We start from the raw sequence: 20845 nt of genomic DNA on the forward strand, positions 1-20845 counted from the left end.
AGCCGTCGTAAGAAATTAATTCCCCGTCTCCTGTCCGCCGGAATTTCACCGCAAAGCGCGGTCTTGTCATGGCGACAAACCTTGTTCCTTATTCCGCTAGTATACCAGACTTTTACGCCGCTTTATTACCCGCGCGTCGTTATTCAACCAGGGGATAAATCACCCTGGCTAACTTCGGACCGCCATTTTTTATGTTTAGCTTCTACTACATTCTCAACCAAAGATTCGTATTTGACTATATTTTTATGAACTATTCAACTAAGGTCTATTAGCTCGCTGATTGTTAAGACTCTCAATGCTGGCCTTGATTAGTTGAGCTATGAACGGTACTGAAAAATATACCTGCTACTATTGCCACCCCTGCCAACCCAAGAAGAACTGTCGATAAACCCAAAAAAGTTTCTGCAACTCCCGCTAAAGCCAAAGGCAAACTAAGAGCAATATTAACCGCATTATTCTGGAGACCAAATACCTTACCCCGCATTTCTTCAGGGGTTTCAGCTTGAACAGTAGTTTGCATCGGCACTCCCACTATTGCGCCAAACATTCCCAAAATACCAATCAAACCCATACTTACCCACAACTGTTGGTTAAACATCGACAAACCAACCAAAGAAATTGCCATTCCTATAGATCCAATCAGACTAAGTTGGAAGTGGGATAACCAATGTCCAAGTTGACCCACTATTCCAGCGCCCATAGCCATACCTATGCCAGCAGCAGCTAATAAAAATCCAAATTCTTCAGCCTCCATACCAGGAATAATTTCTGCCAAACGTACAGCTAATACTGCCAAAGCTGCAAAAATAGAAAATAAAATGATTTGTTGAATAATCGCATTACGAACTTGAAGATGATTTTTCAGGTAATTTAGGCCATCTCCCAGGTCTGCCAAAATATGAGGTTGTTCCTTTTCACTTAAGTCCTTCTGTTCCCCAGTTTTGATTAAAATTAGTAATAAACCAGCGATCGCATAACTCCCTCCCACAACCAACTCTTTACCTATAGCTTCCCCTACACCAATTTTGCTTACTAAACTATCAGCCAATTCTAATAATGGGTCTCCCACTGCAAAGCCAATAATTACAGAAGCCATCATAGTAGTTGTATATAAAGAATTAGCCGAAAGTAGATGTCGCTTTTCCACAATTAAAGGAATTACCGCTTGTTCAGCAGGGGCAAAAAATTGAGTGAGGGTAGAAACTAGAAAAGTTAAAAGTAACATTAAGCAAAATCCCAAAGGTAAATTGCCCAGATTAAAATCGTTAGACAGCCACAATATCAGTGGCAGAATCAAAACTAATCCTCCCCTCAGTAGATTGGTGGCCACCAATACTATCTTTTTCGGCCACCTATCCACATAGACACCAGCTCCAGCTCCAAATAGTACCGCAGGAATAGTAAAAGCAATCATAATTGCCGATACCCATCTACTTATAGTCTGGTCTGCTGCTTGGAATTGATTAGCAATAATAGCGATCGTCAGTACCAGGTAAACCTTATCTGCAAGTTGGGAAAATACTTGACCACTCCAGAGGATTAAAAATTTACCATTTTTCAGTACTGGCAAAAGTCCACGTTCGGGTTCCATGTCTGCTAAGGATGTAGCCGAAATAGGGTCTGCTTTTGGTTGTGTTTCTTGTTTTTCTGTTGTATTTGTATTTAACTCGGAATCAGACAATTGCATTTTTTATTGAAGGAGATATGGATTGTAAATAAGTATCGATAAGAGCCGCAGAGCGGATAGAATAACCCAAATGATATTGGGTATATTTTCTTAAAAGTTTTTCAACTATGACCCAATCTTGATGAGAAGTGAGTTCCACCTGAGCATTGAGCTGAGGTTGAGCTAACTGCTGAAATAGTGAAAGTTGATTGGCATTTAGCATAGTATTCATCCTAACTTGCTGCTGTGAAGATGAAATTACAGAATTATCGGCAAGTTTAATGGCTCCACCTGAATCTATACTAAATCCGACTTGCCAATTAGGATGATTAAAGTTTGGCTGTAATGGACGTCCAGTAATGCAACAGATTTGTACTTGGGGAGCAATTCCTTCTATGGCTAATAGATGATAAATGCCATGAGCGAGATATGATATGAGTTGGGTATACCAGAGACGGTCGGTTTTGTTTTGTAATTTTTCTATACGTCCCAAATGTTCGCTGAGAAGATAGAAAAGTTCTGCTTGGGGATGTTCGCTTAAGGCTTGATGGAGGACTAATTCTGCTAGATATTGACCTGCTGCTAGTTTTCCTAAGTTTTGACTAAGACCCGCGTAGGATAGTATTGTTTCTGCTTGATTTATTCTATCAAGCGATCGCCCTTGGGAAATTAATAATTCATTGACTACAAATAGTTCACTTCTGCCGCCCAATTTGGATTTTGGCTTCCTCACTCCTGGTGCTACTACTCGAATCAAACCATATTCTGGAGTCAAAATCGTTAATAAACGGTCTGATTCACCTATAGGTATAGCTTTAAGATTTATTCCAGTTGCTTTGTAGGTTCGGGCCATATTTTAAGAAGGAAGAAGGAAGAAGAAAGAAAGTGATTAGTTATGGCGTTACATAAATGCGGAATGTAGGTTTTAATAGCTTTGTGGAATGGGCATCTTGCCCGTTCCTGATATTTTCACCACCGAATAAGCTGTATGTCCGCACCCTTTCATTCCACTGCTATATTAGCTAATGGCGATCGCTTCCTCTGCGTCAAATTTGAGCAAAAACACTATATATACTAAGTACAAACTATAGTGCTACACTAAATATAGAGTTTATCAAAATTTTCCAGATGCGATGCCAAATTTAAATAATCGCTGATTATATCATATCCAGACAATTAAATATAATCAAATCATCAAAAAATCAGGAACAAAGGGATTAGTTATCTAAAAAAGAAGGAAAAATCTGGAATTATCTGAGTTTTCAGCTTTTGATATGTCTAGACTTTTTTTGATATGTCTAGACTTTTTCCTTTGACTGCTATATCAGCTAATAGCGATCGCTTTTATGCGTCAAATTTGAGGCAAAACACTATATATACCAAGTACAAACTATAGTGCTACACTAAATATAGAGTTTATCAAAATTTTCCAGATGCGATGCCAAATTTAAATCGCTAATTATATCATATTCAGACAATTAAATATAATCAAATCATCAAAAAATCAGGAACAAAGGGATTAGTTATCTAGAAAAGAAGGAAAAATCTGGAATTATCTCAGTTTTCAGCTTTTGATGTGTCTAAACTTTTTCTTTTGACTGCCATATCAGCTAATAGCGATCGCTTCCTATTCATCAAATTTGAGTCAAAACACTATATATACTAAGTACAAACTATAGTGCTACACTAAATATAGAGTTTATCAAAATTTTCCAGATGCGATGCGCAATTTTAATAAGTAATTATTGTATCAAATTAGTTTAATTCAGTATAAAAAAATGGGTGTTGCTGAATTAAGGGATGAATATAAGTGGGGTGGGTATCCTGCCCATCCGAAAATATAAAGAACGGGCAAGATGCCCATTCCACAAAACTATTAAAATCATAATGTCAATATCCGGATTTGTCCTTTTGTTGTTTGAGCAATTCTAGACCACGAGATGTACCTAACCGAGTAGCACCAACAGAAATTAGATCCACTGCTTGCTCATAATTTTTAATTCCTCCAGCAGCTTTAATTCCCACATTAGTCTTGGTCATTTCCTTGAGCAGTTGCACATCCGCCACGGTTGCTCCGCCATACCATCCCGTATTAGTAACAATAAAAGCCACACCAGAATCCATTAAGACTTCTGTCGCTAATCGCTTTTCTGCTTCTGTAAGTAATGCCATCTCTAAAATGGCCTTAACTGCTTTACCAGTTTCCTCAGAAATTTCCGCAATTTCCCGATGTAATTCATTAGTTTGGCCTGTTTTGATTTGACTCAAATTAATCATCACATCTAATTCTGAAGCGCCATTTTCTACTGCTTCTGAAGCTTCATATAATTTAGCGGTACCAGTAGTTTGACCATGAGGAAAACCAATTACAGTACAAACTTTTGGATGTTTGCCATGGAGAAGTTCAGCTACTTGTTTGACGTAGTAAGGATATACACAAACTGATGGAAACTTAAATTTTTCAGCGTCCGTACAGAATTTTGAAACTTGTTCTGGGGTGGCGGTAATTGTTAATAAAGAGTGGTCAATAAAAGGGGAAATATCTATAAGTTCCGGCTGCTCTACAGCCATTTTTTTCTCTCCCAAAATATAGTTTTATTAATGGATAATTGATAATTACCTCCGGTTTTAACCGTTCTTGATTAAATATAAGGAAGATTCTCTTTTCTCTTGGTCGATTGGATATGGCGAGGAGACCTCGCCATCCCTGGACCGCTTTTTTCCCTTAAAAGGGGAGGCTTTAAACCAGAATTATTTAATTATTAATTATTAATTATTCGGTCAAATTCAATTTTTAAATTAATATTAATTAAACAGAAAATGGTTACTTATAAGAGGTTATCTGAGAAGTCCCATTTGCTACATCCAAGTCCCCTAAATCCCCCAAAATAGGGGGACTTTTAGAAGCAAATTGACTCTTGTCCCCCCAAAGTTGGCTTGCTCGGGGGGCAAAATTCAGTATCAAAAAACTTTTCAGATATCCTCTAAATATGATTTTTAAGATATAGGATTTTTCACCATAGGTGAGGCACAATTATCTTTTTATTTACTGTAGCTTATCGCCTAAAACCTAGAAATTTGTACCTCACCAAATATTAGGAATTGCTAATGTTTAGCTCTTTTTTTGTTAGTAGTGTCAGGGAGACGCGCCCAGGCGTCTCAACAAAAGTTATCTTAACAGCTTCTTAATGACTAATAGACTTAGAAAGACACTAATTGACAACAAATTCAAATTACAATAAAGCAATAAAGATTAATAACGGGAACGTCTTTTCCTTTGTTTTTGTAGAGCCATTGCTTTACGCTTCCGTTTTTCAATGGGTGTCTCAAAGTGACGATGTTTTTTCATATCTGGGAATATTCCAGCTTGAGAAACTTGTCGTTTAAATCGACGTAATGCAGATTCAATTCCTTCATTTTCTCCTAGTATCACTTGGGTCATCTATGCATTATCCTCCTAATAGATATTTTTACTTTATTTTTGTTTTGTGGAGCAAAAGTAGTTATTCTTTGCTAGTTCAATTAATAGAAAGCAAGGTTAGCCAATTGTGGCTACTACTCTAAATAGCTCTAACATTTCAAGTTTTAGTATATTAGCATAAATTATCTAATCTTTAAATAAGGAAGAAGGAAATGGTCTAATTGTGGTATAATCGAAATCAATACTTATGATTCAAGATGATTTCTGAACTTATATTCATCCCACCCCTCAGCAATGCCAAAAATTTTGGTTTTTCATAAGGATTATTTAATTTTGAGCGATCGCTATATAAAAATCCTTAAGCTAAAAAAAAATTGGTTAAGACTTATGCGGATGATGAATCTTAGAATCTCGGAAATGTTTTTCACTCCTATTGCCTATTGCAGGATGGCAGAAATAACTAACCAGTTGCAAAATCCTAAAAGCTTTACCAATCAATATTTTTGAATTTTAACTTTTGACTGTCAGATATGCGTCTTACATTCTGAGGAAACCTCGCCAATTAGCACTCGATGCATGACTTCCGCGTAGCGGCCCTATTCCCTACTATTGAAACTGACTTAATAACCAAGTGTAAATTGGGATTTGATTTTCTTGACGAGTGCGTTGCAGTACTTCCTCTAAGAAAGAAATTGCTAAACCAGGCAAAACTTGAGATTGGTTAATTCTTTGACTACCTCCATTGGCAATGGCAAAAGCAATAACTTCCACATTCTGCACGTCAATTATCCAATATTCAGCAACATTCATTGCTTCATACAACAAGCGTTTTTCCCCTTTATCATCAGCAAGGGAAGTATTGGCAACTTCAATAACTAGGTTTGGTGGAGGATAAATATCTAGCTCAATAATAGATGTTTCCTGAGGAATTACATCTGCATTTTCTCCAATATAATAGGAAATGTCTGGTTGAGCTTCTCGAAGTCCAGTTTTGCGGTAAGTGCAATTATCTATACAGGTGAGGTTAATGCTTTTGATACCAGCAAATACATTAATTGCTGTGATGATAACTGCATGGTCTCTACCATGTTTGAATCCTAATGGCGACATTTCGATTCTGAGTTTTCCTTGATTGTAGTAACTTTTGGCTTTTTCGTAACTTGGGTCTTCAATAGTCTGGATATATTCTTGCCAAGTTGCTGTTATCCAAGTGTCTGTGGGTAGTTGAGTTTGAGTTTTGTTCATGGGTTTACAGGAAAAAAGGTGTATTTTTGATTATAGCCAAAATAGGCGATCGCTCTACCTTAGCAAATTCTACGACTGAAACTGACTGAATAACCAAGTGTAAACTTGAGTTTGATTTTCTTGACGAGTGCGTTGCAGTGCTTCTTCTAATAAAGAAATTGCTAAACCAGGCAAAACTTGAGACTGGTTAATTCTTTGACTACCGACCTTAGCAATAGCAAAGGCAATAACTTCTAGTTTCTGTACGTCAACTATCCAATATTCAGCTACATTCATTGCTTCATACAGCAAACGTTTTTCCCCTTTATCATCAGCAAGGGAAGTATTGGCAACTTCTATAACTAGATTTGGTGGAGGATAAATATCTAGGTCAATAATAGATGCTTCCCAAGAAACTACATCTGCATTTTCTCTAAAATAAAAGGAAGCGTCTGGTTGAGCCGCTCGAAGTCCTGTTTTGCGATAAGTACACTCATTTGTGCCATCTACCTTAATCTTTTTTGCCATCGCAAATAAGTTAACTATGGTAATAATAACCATGTGGTCTTTACCGTGTCTGTATCCTGGTGACATTTCAATTCTAAATTTTCCGTTGTTGTAATAACTTTTGGCTTTTTCGTAACTTGGGTCTTCAATAATTTGGATATATTCTTCCCAAGTTGCTGTTATCCAAGTGTCTGTGGGTAGTTCGGTTTGGGTTTTGTTCATGGGTTTTGTGGGAAAAGTTGAAAAGGTGTATTTTTTATTATAGCCAAAACTGGCGATCGCCATTTAATGCTCCTGGAGAAATACCTTGTAACCGTCGATAAGCTATACGATCTGAACCGTATATAGGTACGGGTAAGCGTGGTTCTTTGAGGGAACCATGATGCAACAAAGTTAGTTTCAAGGTTGCTTCTACTAAATTTTCTAGTGATATTTTTTGCTCATCATCAGGAATAACTTTTAGGCGTAAAGGTTGAGCTAAACCCATATTTTCAGCTACATGAGTTGTCACCAAAATTACTTCATGGGAGGATAAACGAAGTGCTAAACCTTTTGTGGGTGCTGTTATATTTGGGTTCTGAAAATTTAACAGTCTGGGAATGCCAGATTTAATACATTCCACTAAAATAAATTTAGAATGAATAGTTTTTGCTCGTTCCCGCAAATGCTTAACTTCATCCCCACAAAAACGTCCGTCACGATAAATGAGTACAGTTTTCCTACTGAGTTTAGCAGCAGGTAGAAATCTTTCGAGGGTTCGTTTCTCTATTGTTTCTCCTTCTGTTAAAGCATCTTCTAGTTGATAACCAATAAACTCTCCTTGCTTACCATATAAACGAACGCTTGCACAAACATTTAGACTTCCTGTTTGTCTTTTTTTGGGAGTTCTGGAAATATCTATACCAATGAAATAATCAGCAATTTCCAAAGGTTCAGCTAAAATGAAAGGCAAATTTCCTAGTTTTGCTAAGATACCAGGAATTACTTGATTGAGAATATTTTTGTAATTATTAGAATTTGCCAAAGTTTTCTCATAAATAATTTGACTAGCAAGTCCCCGTCTTAATAAACGAGAAGAGATAAAAGAATAGAAACTTCCTTCTTCATTATTATCAGCATTACGATCACTTTGAGGGAGAATTGTTAAGACGATATCCGCAGGAATTTCTATTAACTCATTAACAGCTTTTTCTACTTTGCTTCTATCTTCTGCTAGACTAGCGCTATTAACAGGAATAGAAGTAATTTTAGAAATTATACTTTCAAATTTATATTTTTTCAGATGTTTTTGTACTTCATCAAGTAAAGATTTTTTTACTTTAAAATTACCAACTTTTAAAACAGCAATTCTAATAGCTCTCGATCGGTCACTATACTCTTTGTGACGACTATAAACACCACCTTGAGATAATCCAGTTACAACTTTATCTCTTTTACCAATAAAACCATTTCCAAATAATAGTTTAGTTTCTTTAAGTTTTAGTTCTGAATCGAAAAATAATGATTCATCACTTGCGCTATTAATACATTTATTTCTTACCTTAAACCCATAAATAGACAGAGATTCTTCAGCTTTTTGTTTGGATGAGATTAAAAATTTTTGTCGCTCTGTATAAGAAATTTTAGTTGCCTTCAACAAATCTCCATATTCTACTTTAAATAAATGAGCAGTTTCACTTGTCACACAAGGTCGTAGGGCTGCCATTGCATAGTGAAATTCTTTAGGATTTTTCCCGAATTTAACAGCTACAACAGGTTGTTCATCTGGTGCTTCTCTGAGTTTTTCTTTGCTAGTTGAACCAGTTGCTTTCTCCAAAATTTCTTTGCTACGTTCCCCAATAGTTCCTACTAATTTAACAATTGTAGCAGAACTATTTTTTTCAATATCTCTAACTTTTAAACCTATCAAAAGTTTTTCTGGATTCTGTCGAAAAGGATGATTTTCAAAAAAATAAGCTAAGTCTTCTCCAAAAGAAAAATAAGTCTTTGGAGTTAAAAAAATAGCTGGAACTTCAACACCTTCTACTTCAAAAATTTCTGCTCCAAAAATTACTTCTCGCTTAACTTTAACCTGATTTTCAGATTTAATAGTTTCTGCGGAAAAAGCTCCGTTGAATTTTAAGATTCTCACAGCTAATTGAGCCTTGACAGAAGCATTTATTTCAGGGTTGCGGACCCATTGAATTGACAAAAAGCGATCGCCAATATCTTCTTTCAAATCTTCTTGAGTTTCTTTCAAAACTTGTTTGTATTGTTGTGAAGTAGGCATTGACTGATTAGATTTAGCTAATACCCAAAAATCTCCTTTTTCCCAGATGACAACAATATCACGAAGATTTTCAATGTCAGAAAACTTTTGACAGAAACGCCAAGCAAATTGATTTCCCACCTGACGTTCTATTTTGTCATTTAATCGAAAACATTGAACATTTAGTTTATCAACTTCCAGTGGAAAAATCTCACTCAAATATCTTGTGGGTGATGATGCAGGTGCTTGATATTGCATCTTCTTAGCAAGAGTCATACAGAAACCTCCGATACAGAAAATTTACAAATAGTTTTAAAAGGACAATAATTACAGGCAATACCAGGATTTGGTCGAAAGACTGTGCTAAATTCCTGACGATAATAGTAGTATGATTTCTTTTCTTCTTGATGCTTTTTAGCTATTATTTTCATCTCTATAGCAAATGCTTCTAAAGTATAAGCATCTGCTCTAATAAGCTCGGAATGTTCACAAGTATCTAAATTATAGAATGAAGCAACAGCTTTTTGTTGAGGGTACAAATAACTAGCTGTTAATAGATAAAGATAACCTTGTCTTCTATCAATATCAGATTTTCCAGTCTTAAAATCTAATATATGAAGCGTATCATCTGATTCTTGAAAAATGCAGTCGATCGCAGCATAAAAATTGAACTTAGAATCCCCTATCTCCATCAAAATTGGTTCAGAAAAACCCTCGTCACCTCGACTAAGTTGAATGATTTTCTTGTTAAGTAAAAAGGGGTGTTGATGATAGTTTTTGAGAATATTTAAAACTCGTTGCTGAACTTCTGCTAATTCTTGATTTAATTGCAAAATTTCTGCTATTTGCTCAACACCATCCTTCCTAGAAAACATTTCAGGATGTTCGTGAAATTCATAAACCCCTTTTTGTGCAAGTAAACCTATTCGTTGCGGGGTATTATCTTCCAAAAGTGCCTTAACTTTAGGTTCTTCTTTCCGCACCTTAGTGAAACCTCGTTTCATATCGCAGTGAAAATGTTCTCGCCCCACAGGAGGTTGAAATAGCAACAAGAGATTATAGCTAGCAAATGGCAAAAATTTTTTCATAGATTTAGCCTTCTATGGTAGAAGGCGGTAAAAAGTCTATTTTGTCAGAATTTCGTAAATTGCTGCTTGAGTTTTGACTGACTTGGCCCGATCTGTTTGCTTGGCCAATTCTAAGGTTTGCAAGCCCTCTAGCATTTGTTTTGCTGCTTTGCGTAAGTTTGGACTTCGACTGGTGGTTTGAAGTTCTTGTACAGATTTTATTCTGTTTGAAAAAAAGGATGATTTTATCAATAAGTTTGTATTTAAGGAGGAGACTAAAAATTTTGAATGTCTTGATAAACAATTGCGATTAATTTTCCTAGAATTGCCGAAATTCAAGAAAGCTTTATCTGAGTTAAATACTCTGACTGATAAGTGGATTTATTTTCTGAAAGAGGCTAACAGATTGGATAGTATTCCAGAGAATCTGGGGGAAGTTTCTGAAATAGAAAAGGCTTTAAATATTGCTAATATAATTAATATGACGGTAGAAGAATTAGATATAGTTGAGCGTCGAGCAATAGCAATGCAAGATGAAAGAGGACGAATAATTTATGCGAAAGAACAAGGAAAGCTGAATCAAACAATTGCTCTAGTTATGCGTTTACTGAAAAAGCTTTTTGGAGAAATTCCAGAGACAATAAGTAGTCAGATTAAAGATTTACTTTTGTCTGATTTGGAAAATTTAACGGAGGAGATTTTAGATTTTAATAGTTTGGAGGATTTAGAAAGTTGGTTGGAGGAACGTTAGTTTTCTGAATCAAAGAGAAAGATAATTAATATGATTTTTGTCAAATGGTTATAATAAAAAAATAGTACTTTGTTGGTTAGGTTTAGGGGTTCCTCAACCTAACAGTAATTTGTTGAATCTCAATGTATATTAGTGTTGTTGGGTTACGCTACTGCTTAACCCAACCTACAGTATATTTGGCGACTATAAATTAGATAAAATAATAACATTAATACCAGAAAGAGACTCTAAGCGTTTATCGTTAGTTAAAAAAGTTTCACATCCATTTAAAATTGCAGTTGCACCATGAATTGCATCTGGCAATCTTAAATTAATTATGGTTCTTAATCGAGCTGATTATATCAGAATTTTTCGATTTATTGGTACTACTTCAAGCAATTGCGAGTTTTGGATGGCATTTTCATAAGTTAAACAAACTTCAGTATTATTATCAATTAATGGTTTTACTAAAACTTCTGCTAAAGTTAATTCGCTAGTAATGGCTTTGAGATTTCCATTATCAAAAGCCTCAAATAACTCATTTAATAAAGCTTTAAATTCAGCATATCCTTCTACTGCGTAAATAAAGATATTAGTATCTAAATAAACTCGTGTTCCTGTAATTGCTTCTAAAATTCCCATTTATCTCGCTCTTGATTAATAAAATTATCTACTTCTTCAGGAGTAGCAAAACATCCTTTGCCACTACCGATGATACTTTTTAAAGAGTTTTTTTGTTGGGTGAAGATTTATATTTATGGATTTTATTAGCAATATAAGCAATTAATTCTAATTGTGGCTCCAGATTCATTCCATCTATTTGTTTAATTACGTTTTCCACAGAAACAATATTTTCGTTCATAGTATAACTTCCTTTTTGTCTACTATTTTAGTCAGATACTTACTATTACTATAGCAGATAGAAAGGGTGCATCTCAATGCATGAATAAAACCAAAAATTTATCGCTTTTAGGCAACAGCTCATCTGGCAACAGGTAACAGAGAATATATAGGAAAAAAGTATTTTTGCACATAAGAGATGCACCCTTCTTAATCGAATATATTAGAATCTGTTTCATTCAAATAAAAGAGGGGATTTTAAGGAAGTCAGAAGTCAGAAGTCAGAAGTCAGAAGTTAACCCACCCCTAACCCCTCCCAACCCACCCCTAACCCCTCCCAGGAGGGGAGGGGAAGTAGGGGATGCGTGAGCAACTCTCCAAAAATATTTCGCCAATCAAGGCGGGGTTTTAGACCCATATTATTTTGATAAAAAATAGGGAGGGAAAAAGCCACCTTGACCTTAATTTTTGAATCCCCTTTTTATAGTGTTATTTTTGATAATTGAGATACAGCGAATTCCACCTTATTGAGGTATACTCCTCGCGGGCAAGATGCCCGCACTACAAACATTTAATTATTAATATTTGTACTTAATATAATTGGAATATTCTGTAAATCCTAACCAGTTTATATTAATCGTCATAATTGTTAGAAAAACTCATAATTTTTCCATCCAATTAATACACTTTTGTAACTGTTGTTCCATGGTTTTTGTATCAGCATAATATCGATGACCATGACCTGGTAATATCCATTCAAAATTATAAGGTATTAGTTTACTTATAGATTTAATTTGTTCTGACCAAGAATACCCACAATAACGACGAAAAGCATAAAGTTGATTTAAACTACTAGACCAAGCTAGATGGTCGCCTGTAAATAAAAATTTTCCATATAGTAAGACTGTATGACCTTTACTGTGACCAGGTACAGGAATAATTAATAAATCAGGAGTAAGGGAAAATGGTTCTGTATCAGTTAATTTTATTTCTACATCATTAGTATCTGAAGAAATATCATCTACATGAAGGATGCGATCGCAGTTAAAATGTTGTCTGAATTTCTGATGGTCTGCTACATCATCTTGGTGGGTTAAATACATATATTTAATTCCTCCCATTTCTTCCAAACGCTTCACTAATGGAGGTAAAAATTGGGGTGAGTCAACTAAAATGTTTCCCTCTGGTCTGACAATAAAATAACTAGCTGCACCAAAAGATTTTTCTGAATGATATCCACAATGATAAACATTATCTGTTACTAAAATTGGGAAGGTTTGTTGAATTTTTTTAATATCTTTTGGTGCTTCAATAGTACCGATAGAATTTGTTGGGCAAGATAGTAAAGCTTGTATTGCTTCTTGTCTTTCTTTGTCGTTTTTTGGTTGATGATAAACTGCTGATTTATCTCCATTTCGATGAAAAACTGTAGGAGACATCCAGCGACAAGTATCACAATCTATACAGGTACTATCAACGTATATATCGCCATTAATATTTTCAGTACGTCGTAATTGAATTTTAGCCATTTTTACCTATTTTAAATTTTTGACTATCGGTTAAAATTAATTTTAACATTTTTCAAAATATCTCGTGCTTTGAGGAGATTTAGTTTGTCGATTCATTGTTGGAAACCATTTTCTAGTTTGGCTGTTTAATTTACTTATCTATTTCATAAAAAATCACCATTTTTGTGGTTTTGATACCAGGGTATACTAAGATGTTAAATCGATGTAATTAATTTTCTATATCTGTTTAATTGTCTATCAAGATAGTTTTGATGGGTAGGTAATTCCAAAAAGTATTAACCAAAAATCTAAGGTTCAAAACATCTATTGATTATTTTAAAGTAGACAGATTACTAGCTTATTCAAGAATGAATAATAAAGAATTAACAATTATCTTTTCTGAAAAGGGATAGAATTGATGAAAAAAAATTTACTCTTTTTTCTCCTGGATGGGGAGAGAGTTTCTACTTTAGTTATGTTCTCAAAAATGAAGAATTAACAATTATCTTTTCTGAAAAGGGATAGAATTGATGAAAAAATTTTTACTCTTTTTTCTCCTGGATGGGGAGAGAGTTTTTACTTTAGTTATGTTCTCAAAAATGAAGAATTAACAATTATCTTTTCTGAAAAGGGATAAAATTGATGAAAAAATTTTTTGCTCTTTTTTCTCCTGGATGGGGAGAGAGTTTTTACTTTAGTTATGTTCTCAAAAATGAAGAATTAACAATTATCTTTTCTGAAAAGGGATAAAATTGATGAAAAAATTTTTTGCTCTTTTTTCTCCTGGATGGGGAGAGAGTTTTTACTTTAGTTATGTTCTCAAAAATGAAGAATTAACAATTATCTTTTCTGAAAAGGGATTGAATTGATGAAAAAAATTTACTCTTTTTTCTCCTGGATGGGGAAAGGATTTTTACCTTAGTTATTTTCTCAAAAATGAAGAATTAACAATTATCTCTCCTGAAAAGGGATTGAATTGATGATATTTTTTTTGCTCTTTTTTATCCTGGATGAGGAGAGAGTTTTTACCTTAATTATTCCATAAATATTGTTGTAGTATTCACGAAGGTTAGAATTTACAGAATAGTTGAAAGAAAAGAATATTTAGTCAAACCAAATTAATTTTATATTTGATGGTCTGGTTAAATAGGTAGGAAAAATTATTTTTAGCTCCACGGAGAAATCATACAAGTATATTTTTTATTCCTACTCTCTACTCCCTATTCCCTAATTACAAATGTTAAGTTAATCCAAGCACAGGTACTTATCAATAATCAACTTTCAGCTCTAGCTACCTTTTGCGATAAAATGTATAAAATTATCAAAAAATATATTTGCATAAATGCCTAATGTTGGACATACATAAAATTTTAGCTCAAGAGTTAAAGATCCATTTTCAAAGTATTAAAAATGCTTTGGATCTGTTAAATACAGGAGCGACTATTCCTTTTGTGGCTCGTTATCGGAAAGAATATACAAATTCTTTGGATGAAACTCAACTGCGAAATATTTGGGATAGATTTACTTATCTTCAGGAACTTGAAGAAAGAAAAAAGGTGATTATCAAAGCAATTAATGATGCTGGAAAACTTACCGATGAATTACAGGAAAAAATTGAGTTATGTCTGCAAAAAACAGAACTTGAAGACCTTTATCTTCCCTATAAACCAAAACGACGGACGAGGGCGACTATTGCTAAGGAAAAAGGTTTAGAATCTTTGGCAGAATTTATTAAGTCTCTGAATAATTCTCAAGCAAAACCTACATCTATTGAGCAAGAAGCTGTTAAGTATATTGATGAAGAAAAAGGTGTAAAAAATATAGAAGAGGCAATTCAAGGAGCATCTGATATTTTGGCAGAGTCAGTGGCAGAAAAAGCTGAGTTACGCTCTTACATCAGAGAATATTTTCTCAAGTCTGGTTGTTTTAGTTCCAAAATTAAAGATGATTATCCAGAAGGTACTACTAAGTTTGAAATGTACCGGAATTTTCGGGTAAATGTTAAAGATATTGCTCCTCATAATATGTTGGCTTTGTTACGAGGAGAAAGTGAAGGGGTATTAAATCTAGAACTTGATTTTGACCGAGATTTTGTACTGTCTTATTTAGCAGATTCAGAAATTAAAACTAGAGTTAAAGAAGTCAGAAGTTTTTATCAGGAAATGCTGAAGGATGCTTTGAATCGTTTGATGAAAAATTCTTTAATCAATGAAGTTCGAGGGCAAAAGAAAGCTGAGGCAGATATTGAGTCAATTAAAACTTTTGAAACTAATCTAAAAGAGTTATTATTATCTCCACCAGCAGGGATGAAACCTACTTTAGGAATTGACCCAGGATTTAGAACGGGTTGCAAAGTTGTTGTGTTAGATGAAACGGGGAAATTCTTAAAATATCAAGCAATATTTCCCCATAAATCTGCGGCGGAAAAACAACAAGCTGCTACAACTATTAAGGAATTAATTCAAAAGTACAAAATTGAACTTATTGCTATTGGTAATGGTACCGCAGGAAGAGAAACAGATGAATTTATGACCGAAGTAATTTCTACTTTAGATAAAAAGCCAATAAAGGTCATAGTAAATGAATCTGGTGCTTCAATTTATTCTGCTTCTAAAGTAGCAATAGAAGAATTTCCAGAATTAGATATTACAGTGCGGGGAGCTATTAGTATTGGCAGACGTTTACAAGACCCTTTAGCAGAACTGGTAAAAATCGACCCTAAGTCTATAGGAGTCGGTCAATATCAACATGATGTAGACCAAAAATTGTTGAAAAAAAAGTTAGATGAGACAGTAGAAAGTTGTGTGAATTATGTAGGAGTAGATTTGAATACTGCCTCCAAAGAACTACTAATTTTTGTTTCTGGTATGAGTTCTACAGTCGCTAAAAATTTAGTTAAATATCGGAATGAAAATGGAGCTTTTAAGAATCGTCAAGAAATTTTGAAAGTGTCAAAATTGGGAGGTAAAACTTTTGAACTTTGTGCTGGTTTTTTAAGAATTCGGAGCGGCGAAAATCCTTTAGATAATACCGCAGTACATCCAGAAAGTTATTCAGTTGTAGAAAATATAGCTCAAGATTTAGCTGTATCAATAAATCAGATTAATCAAATCTCAAATAGAGTAAAATCTCTGGATTTAAAAAAGTATGTAACCGATAAAATTGGCGAACCAACACTCAAAGATATTATCAATGAATTGGAAAAACCAGGACGCGACCCTAGAGCAGAATTTAAGTATGCAACTTTTAGAGAAGGAATTAAAGAAATTAAAGATTTAGAAGTAGGAATGGAGTTGGAAGGAATAGTAACTAATGTCGCTAATTTTGGAGCTTTTGTTGATGTGGGAGTACATCAAGATGGGTTAGTACATATCTCTCAATTAGCAGATTATTTTGTTAAAGATCCAAAGCAAGTTGTGAAAGTTGGGCAAGTGGTAAAAGTAAGAGTTTTGGAAATAAATGAAAAGTTAAAACGAATTGGTTTATCTATGCGAAAGTAAGTTTAAATAGGAGTCAGGAGTCAGGAGTCAGGAGAGAAGAAAAAGGAATAGAAGAAGAAAGTTTTTTGGTTGCGTAAGCGGAACGGAGTTCTATCGCGCTCTTATCCGGACATGATCTCATAACTCTTTTCACCAACGCCAAAAAAAGATGATTACGAATAATAATGGCGGTGGTGCATTGTAATTATTTTTGTTACCAGACACAATAGTGGGAGCATCTTGCTCCCATACTGTTACTCCCATACTGCTGCTCCCATACTGTTACTCCCATACTGTTACTCCCATACTGTTACTCCCATACTGCTGCTCCCATACTACTGCTCCCATACTACTGCTCCCATACTGTTACTCCCATACTCTCTAGACCAGGATGCTCGCACAAGAGAAAAGAGAATATTCCTGATGTCAAGTCTTCTTATTGCTAGAGGTACTGATAACTGATAACTGAAATAACCTTGTCAGTTGTACCGTATTAATCACCGAATATGTTGTCAGTTTATTAATTTATGTAAAAAAACAGAATATTTGTATACTGCAATACTTCAAAAAATATCTACTTATATCTATCTTCGTTAATAAAAAAATTATAAATTATATGCAGATTTTATGATTTCTTAGAATACAAAAAATATAGTACCCCCTGATTAATTGAAATCCAGTAAAGATGTATAAAATTAGAGATAACAAACTGAAAAATAGATTTGTGAATTCGACAAAAATTATTTATATAGCCTTTTGATATGGGGTGTGAAGACCAAGTGCTATGAAAAAGGTATGGAGGGAATAGTAAAGGAGGGAAAACAGCATTAAGATAGTATTCAATAATTGATAGTTGATAATTACCTCTCCCTAAAACGAAGAGGATTGAATAACAGGAAAAAATTTATTCTCTTGGTCGATTGGATATGGCGAGGAAACCTCGCCATCCCATCCTAACGGACTGCTCCGCAAACGACCGCTTTTTTCCCCTTGAAAGGGGAGGCTTTAAACCTGAATTATTGAATTATTGAATTATTGAATTATTGAATTATTAATTATTCGGTAAACACAAGAAACTAAGCTAATTAATCGCCGCGCTTTTTTTCTTATAAAACACCTGAATCTAGATTTATATCAGTTGAAGGAAAGGTTAGGACATTTCAAAAATTTAAAGCTCAGACAAAGTAAGACTTTTCTTTCTTCCTTCTTTCTTCTTCCTTGTTCCTTCTGCTATACATCTCAAATAAAAATACTATACCCTTTTCATTTGAAATGCGGAAACAGAGTCTTACTCAAAAGGGTACAGGGAACATCGGTTCTGGGAACAGTAAAGAAGAAAAAACAGCATTAAATAGTAGCTTTGCACAATAATTAATGGATACTCAAGACAGGATTTTTTGATTAGAAAAAAGCTCAATCTAGATTTACATCTCATTTAAAAACACTATATAGATAATAAATGTAAGAAATAAAAATTAAATCAAATGATGACAAAATTAACTGATGAATTTATACCAGTATATGGACCAGTAAAATCATGGCGATATGGTCGCTCTCTAGGAATAGACCCCATAGGCAAAATCTCTACCTGTTCCTTCAATTGTGTTTACTGTCAATTAGGAGAAATAGAACAAAAAATAAGCGATCGCTCAGTCTATGTCTCTACCACAGAAATATTATTAAATCTGCAAAAATTTGCGCCGTGGGATGTGGATATTATTACTCTTAGTGGCAGTGGAGAACCGACATTAGCTCTGAATTTAAAAGAAATTCTACAAGAAACAAAAAAATTAACAAACAAACCCATATTAGTATTAACAAATGGCACAACTTTAACTAATCCAGAAGTTAAATTAGCCTTAACTTTAGCAGATCGAGTATCAATCAAAATAGACGCAGTAACTTCCAAACAACTACAAGGAATTAATCGACCCGCAGAAATATTAAATCTGTCAGATATTTGGCAAAATATCAAAGATTTTCGAGATAAATATCAAGGTAAATTAGCAATCCAAACAATGATTTTATCTCCATGGAATACTCAAAACAAAGTCGAATATATCAACTTGATAAAATATCTCAAACCAGATGAAATTCAACTTAACACCCCCACTAGACCTAAACCTATAAAACGTCAATTAGATGGCAGGGGAAATCATACAGAATATCATCCTTATGCAGTACAAAAATTAAAGTGTATTAACCAAGAAAAGTTACAAAATTTTGCCGAAGAAATTTACAAAAATACTAACATTCCTGTTCGTTATAAACAGAAATAACATCCTGGTTGTTTGATGATAAAAAAAACAAGTAAATAGAAATATGAGTAACTTAACAGCCGAATTATCAACAAAAACACCAGTAGAAATTCCATCAGGATATCTCAATATTATGGGCTATATTGATGAATCTGAAGTAAACGGACCTGGTTGTCGTGCTGTAGTATGGGTACAAGGTTGTAAACGTGGATGTGCTGGATGTTTTAATCCTGATTCTTGGTCTTTTGATATTAATCACTTAATAAGCGTTGAAGAACTAGCAAATAAAATATTAAATAATCCTCGAAATACAGGAGTTACCTTTTCTGGAGGGGAGCCATTTTTACAAGCATCAGCACTGACAGAATTAGCAAAAATCTTAAAAGCTCGTGGTTTAAATGTAATGTCTTTTAGTGGATTTACTCTACAAGAATTAGAATCAAAAAATGCTCCAGTAGCTGCTCAAGAATTATTATCTCAGTTAGATATTTTAATTGATGGTCCTTTTATAGAAACCTTAGCTATTCACTCTCCTAATTCCTTAGTTTCTTCTAGTAATCAAAGAGTGAGAGTATTTAATCCAATATTAAAAAATCAATTAAATTGGGCAAGCGATCGCCTAGAAATTCATGTGCTTAAAGATGGCAGTCGGATATTTACTGGTTATTGGGGACAGTTAGGTTTGGGCGAGTAATACCATTTATCAAAAACTTTTCTGCATTTTGTTTAGCAGGGGACCCACCCCTCGCCCCTCCCCCTCCCAGGAGGGGAAGTAGGGGAGTGGACCCACCCCTAACCCCTCCCAGGAGGGGAAGCAAACATAAGAATAATTAACATTAACGCCAGCTGAAATTAGTATGCAAAGTGATTTTGCTTGTACTGATTAGTTGACAACTGAAGTACTGCCCAAGTATAGCAATAATGCATGGGAATTGGTATTTTATACCACTCTCTGTGCTGTGAGAATGGCCATAAGTTATTAGTCAGAAACAAAAAATATAGCAATTATTATCAGGTCTTGAAACTATGCTATTGTGCAATAATAAATTACCTCAACGATCTAGTTTCAAAACCTAAATTGGACTGCTATATTTTAAATTAAGAATCTATAAACTATAGAACCTAGTAAAAAAAAGAAATTACTTCTTCTTCTTGATGTTACGAGCCATGCTTGTGAAATCTATTTCCGAATTAGAATTACTAATACTACGAGGCTTTACAGTAGTAGAAGTCAATGTAGAAGATTGTGTTGAACTAGAAGAAGAAGTAGTAGATGTGCTAGGAGAATAGGAAGCAGTTTTAGCTTCTCCTACAGTTTCTTTCACTTGCATAGAGGAAGCAGTCTTTTGTGTCTCTCCTTCTATCAAATTAATCTTACCTGCTGCTTTGGGGTAGCTCCTCTTAACTGCAATAGATTTCCGCATAAAGTTTACATCACCAAGACTACTTGCACTATCTGCATCTAGGAAAAAAGCTTCACCGCTACCCTGATCTTCGGCCTTTTTACCGCCAAATAGTCCAAAAAATGCTCCGATAAATCCACTCATCTGTTCTTATCCTTAAATGTATTATGTTGATATTGTTATGTTATGTAACACTTTATCATAATTTATCACAAAATTTCACAAAATTTCTCATAAATTTTTCGATATTTTTTCGAACTGCCAAGAGGAGTCAGTCCTCAGTCCTCAGAAGTCAGTCCTCAGTCCTCAGTCCTCAGTCCTCAGGGGTAGGGGAGTGAACCCACCCCTAGCCCCTCCCCCTTTCCAAGCTATCCATTACCCACATCTTTCTTAACATAAGGTTTGACAAAATCTAGGGATTGTGTATTCTCATTTATAAAAACTCAGAGTTTAACCAAAAGTCAGTCAATGGAACAGTGGATCACAGCAGAACT

The 20845-nt window shown here is 34.4% G+C and carries 18 protein-coding genes; 5 read left to right on the forward strand and 13 right to left on the reverse strand.

The features are described from left to right. Window positions 1-292: 292 nt before the first annotated feature. From F6K15_RS33275 to rpsU, 4 genes are all read right to left on the reverse strand, one after another. Window positions 293-1687 carry an MFS transporter gene (locus tag F6K15_RS33275; RefSeq protein WP_293069695.1) on the reverse strand — a complete coding sequence of 465 codons (1395 nt, stop codon included), beginning with the start codon at window positions 1685-1687 and terminating at the stop codon, window positions 293-295. Then, entirely contained in the window at window positions 1674-2519 is an 846-nt protein-coding gene (gene recO, locus F6K15_RS33280) for a DNA repair protein RecO (protein ID WP_293069696.1), read from the reverse strand. The genes F6K15_RS33275 and recO overlap by 14 nt, the downstream gene beginning before the upstream one ends. A gap of 1037 nt (window positions 2520-3556) precedes the next feature. Beyond that, a complete protein-coding gene (gene deoC, locus F6K15_RS33285; RefSeq protein WP_293069698.1) occupies window positions 3557-4237 on the reverse strand; it encodes a deoxyribose-phosphate aldolase in 681 nt (226 codons plus the stop codon). 682 nt (window positions 4238-4919) lie between these two features. Continuing rightward, the gene (gene rpsU / locus F6K15_RS33290; protein WP_011613894.1) at window positions 4920-5108 is read right to left on the reverse strand and encodes a 30S ribosomal protein S21; all 189 of its coding nucleotides are present in this window, start codon (window positions 5106-5108) and stop codon (window positions 4920-4922) included. A gap of 273 nt (window positions 5109-5381) precedes the next feature. Here rpsU and F6K15_RS33295 point away from each other — a divergent pair, with 273 nt between their 5' ends. After that, window positions 5382-5594: a hypothetical protein gene (locus F6K15_RS33295; protein WP_293069701.1), complete on the forward strand. Its 213-nt coding sequence runs from the start codon at window positions 5382-5384 to the stop codon at window positions 5592-5594. A 99-nt stretch (window positions 5595-5693) separates the two neighbouring features. Here F6K15_RS33295 and F6K15_RS33300 read toward each other — a convergent pair whose 3' ends face one another. The 4 genes from F6K15_RS33300 to F6K15_RS33315 all read right to left on the reverse strand — a co-directional run bounded on the left by F6K15_RS33300 (window position 5694) and on the right by F6K15_RS33315 (window position 10154). Continuing rightward, on the reverse strand, window positions 5694-6332 hold the full coding sequence (locus F6K15_RS33300; protein WP_293069703.1) for a Uma2 family endonuclease: 639 nt from the start codon (window positions 6330-6332) through the stop codon (window positions 5694-5696). 69 nt (window positions 6333-6401) lie between these two features. Next, the gene (locus F6K15_RS33305) at window positions 6402-7040 is read right to left on the reverse strand and encodes a Uma2 family endonuclease (RefSeq protein ID WP_293069705.1); all 639 of its coding nucleotides are present in this window, start codon (window positions 7038-7040) and stop codon (window positions 6402-6404) included. A 37-nt stretch (window positions 7041-7077) separates the two neighbouring features. Then, window positions 7078-9342: a Piwi domain-containing protein gene (locus F6K15_RS33310; RefSeq protein ID WP_293069706.1), complete on the reverse strand. Its 2265-nt coding sequence runs from the start codon at window positions 9340-9342 to the stop codon at window positions 7078-7080. Further along, window positions 9339-10154, reverse strand: a complete 816-nt coding sequence (locus tag F6K15_RS33315; protein ID WP_293069707.1) for a PD-(D/E)XK nuclease family protein — start codon at window positions 10152-10154, stop codon at window positions 9339-9341. Before F6K15_RS33315 ends, F6K15_RS33310 begins: the two co-directional genes overlap by 4 nt. 202 nt (window positions 10155-10356) lie before the next feature. Here F6K15_RS33315 and F6K15_RS33320 point away from each other — a divergent pair, with 202 nt between their 5' ends. Continuing rightward, on the forward strand, window positions 10357-10884 hold the full coding sequence (locus tag F6K15_RS33320; RefSeq protein ID WP_293069722.1) for a DUF4351 domain-containing protein: 528 nt from the start codon (window positions 10357-10359) through the stop codon (window positions 10882-10884). A 183-nt stretch (window positions 10885-11067) separates the two neighbouring features. On the opposite strand, the gene F6K15_RS33325 is transcribed toward F6K15_RS33320, so the two are convergent. The 4 genes from F6K15_RS33325 to F6K15_RS33340 all read right to left on the reverse strand — a co-directional run bounded on the left by F6K15_RS33325 (window position 11068) and on the right by F6K15_RS33340 (window position 13232). Further along, entirely contained in the window at window positions 11068-11202 is a 135-nt protein-coding gene (locus F6K15_RS33325) for a PIN domain-containing protein (protein ID WP_363269246.1), read from the reverse strand. Between the two features lie 18 nt (window positions 11203-11220). Further along, window positions 11221-11505 (reverse strand): hypothetical protein, encoded by a 285-nt coding sequence (locus F6K15_RS33330; protein WP_293069709.1) that lies wholly within the window; start codon window positions 11503-11505, stop codon window positions 11221-11223. 79 nt (window positions 11506-11584) lie between these two features. Then, the gene (locus tag F6K15_RS33335) at window positions 11585-11725 is read right to left on the reverse strand and encodes a hypothetical protein (protein WP_293069711.1); all 141 of its coding nucleotides are present in this window, start codon (window positions 11723-11725) and stop codon (window positions 11585-11587) included. Between the two features lie 637 nt (window positions 11726-12362). Further along, on the reverse strand, window positions 12363-13232 hold the full coding sequence (locus F6K15_RS33340; RefSeq protein ID WP_293069712.1) for an MBL fold metallo-hydrolase: 870 nt from the start codon (window positions 13230-13232) through the stop codon (window positions 12363-12365). 1328 nt (window positions 13233-14560) lie between these two features. Here F6K15_RS33340 and F6K15_RS33345 point away from each other — a divergent pair. From F6K15_RS33345 to F6K15_RS33355, 3 genes are all read left to right on the forward strand, one after another. Next, entirely contained in the window at window positions 14561-16711 is a 2151-nt protein-coding gene (locus tag F6K15_RS33345; protein ID WP_293069714.1) for a Tex family protein, read from the forward strand. Window positions 16712-18174: 1463 nt separating this feature from the next. Continuing rightward, complete coding sequence (locus F6K15_RS33350) at window positions 18175-18969, forward strand: radical SAM protein (RefSeq protein WP_293069716.1); 795 nt, start codon at window positions 18175-18177, stop codon at window positions 18967-18969. A gap of 43 nt (window positions 18970-19012) precedes the next feature. After that, entirely contained in the window at window positions 19013-19642 is a 630-nt protein-coding gene (locus F6K15_RS33355; RefSeq protein WP_293069718.1) for a 4Fe-4S single cluster domain-containing protein, read from the forward strand. Between the two features lie 445 nt (window positions 19643-20087). Here F6K15_RS33355 and F6K15_RS33360 read toward each other — a convergent pair whose 3' ends face one another. After that, on the reverse strand, window positions 20088-20495 hold the full coding sequence (locus F6K15_RS33360) for a hypothetical protein (protein ID WP_293069720.1): 408 nt from the start codon (window positions 20493-20495) through the stop codon (window positions 20088-20090). Window positions 20496-20845 lie beyond the last annotated feature (350 nt).

It is taken from the genome of Okeania sp. SIO2B3 (assembly GCF_010672525.1).
Taxonomy (GTDB): domain Bacteria; phylum Cyanobacteriota; class Cyanobacteriia; order Cyanobacteriales; family Microcoleaceae; genus Okeania.

What these genes read in the sequence shown, in the direction of transcription:
- F6K15_RS33345 (WP_293069714.1), top strand. Translation starts at nt 14,561, where the DNA reads ATGTTGGACATACATAAAATTTTAGCTCAAGAGTTAAAGATCCATTTT.
- F6K15_RS33305 (WP_293069705.1), bottom strand. Translation starts at nt 7,040, where the DNA reads ATGAACAAAACCCAAACCGAACTACCCACAGACACTTGGATAACAGCA.
- F6K15_RS33360 (WP_293069720.1), bottom strand. Translation starts at nt 20,495, where the DNA reads ATGAGTGGATTTATCGGAGCATTTTTTGGACTATTTGGCGGTAAAAAG.
- rpsU (WP_011613894.1), bottom strand. Translation starts at nt 5,108, where the DNA reads ATGACCCAAGTGATACTAGGAGAAAATGAAGGAATTGAATCTGCATTA.
- F6K15_RS33275 (WP_293069695.1), bottom strand. Translation starts at nt 1,687, where the DNA reads ATGCAATTGTCTGATTCCGAGTTAAATACAAATACAACAGAAAAACAA.
- F6K15_RS33300 (WP_293069703.1), bottom strand. Translation starts at nt 6,332, where the DNA reads ATGAACAAAACTCAAACTCAACTACCCACAGACACTTGGATAACAGCA.
- F6K15_RS33295 (WP_293069701.1), top strand. Translation starts at nt 5,382, where the DNA reads ATGCCAAAAATTTTGGTTTTTCATAAGGATTATTTAATTTTGAGCGAT.
- F6K15_RS33330 (WP_293069709.1), bottom strand. Translation starts at nt 11,505, where the DNA reads ATGGGAATTTTAGAAGCAATTACAGGAACACGAGTTTATTTAGATACT.
- F6K15_RS33310 (WP_293069706.1), bottom strand. Translation starts at nt 9,342, where the DNA reads ATGACTCTTGCTAAGAAGATGCAATATCAAGCACCTGCATCATCACCC.
- F6K15_RS33335 (WP_293069711.1), bottom strand. Translation starts at nt 11,725, where the DNA reads ATGAACGAAAATATTGTTTCTGTGGAAAACGTAATTAAACAAATAGAT.
- F6K15_RS33340 (WP_293069712.1), bottom strand. Translation starts at nt 13,232, where the DNA reads ATGGCTAAAATTCAATTACGACGTACTGAAAATATTAATGGCGATATA.
- F6K15_RS33355 (WP_293069718.1), top strand. Translation starts at nt 19,013, where the DNA reads ATGAGTAACTTAACAGCCGAATTATCAACAAAAACACCAGTAGAAATT.
- deoC (WP_293069698.1), bottom strand. Translation starts at nt 4,237, where the DNA reads ATGGCTGTAGAGCAGCCGGAACTTATAGATATTTCCCCTTTTATTGAC.
- F6K15_RS33315 (WP_293069707.1), bottom strand. Translation starts at nt 10,154, where the DNA reads ATGAAAAAATTTTTGCCATTTGCTAGCTATAATCTCTTGTTGCTATTT.
- recO (WP_293069696.1), bottom strand. Translation starts at nt 2,519, where the DNA reads ATGGCCCGAACCTACAAAGCAACTGGAATAAATCTTAAAGCTATACCT.
- F6K15_RS33350 (WP_293069716.1), top strand. Translation starts at nt 18,175, where the DNA reads ATGATGACAAAATTAACTGATGAATTTATACCAGTATATGGACCAGTA.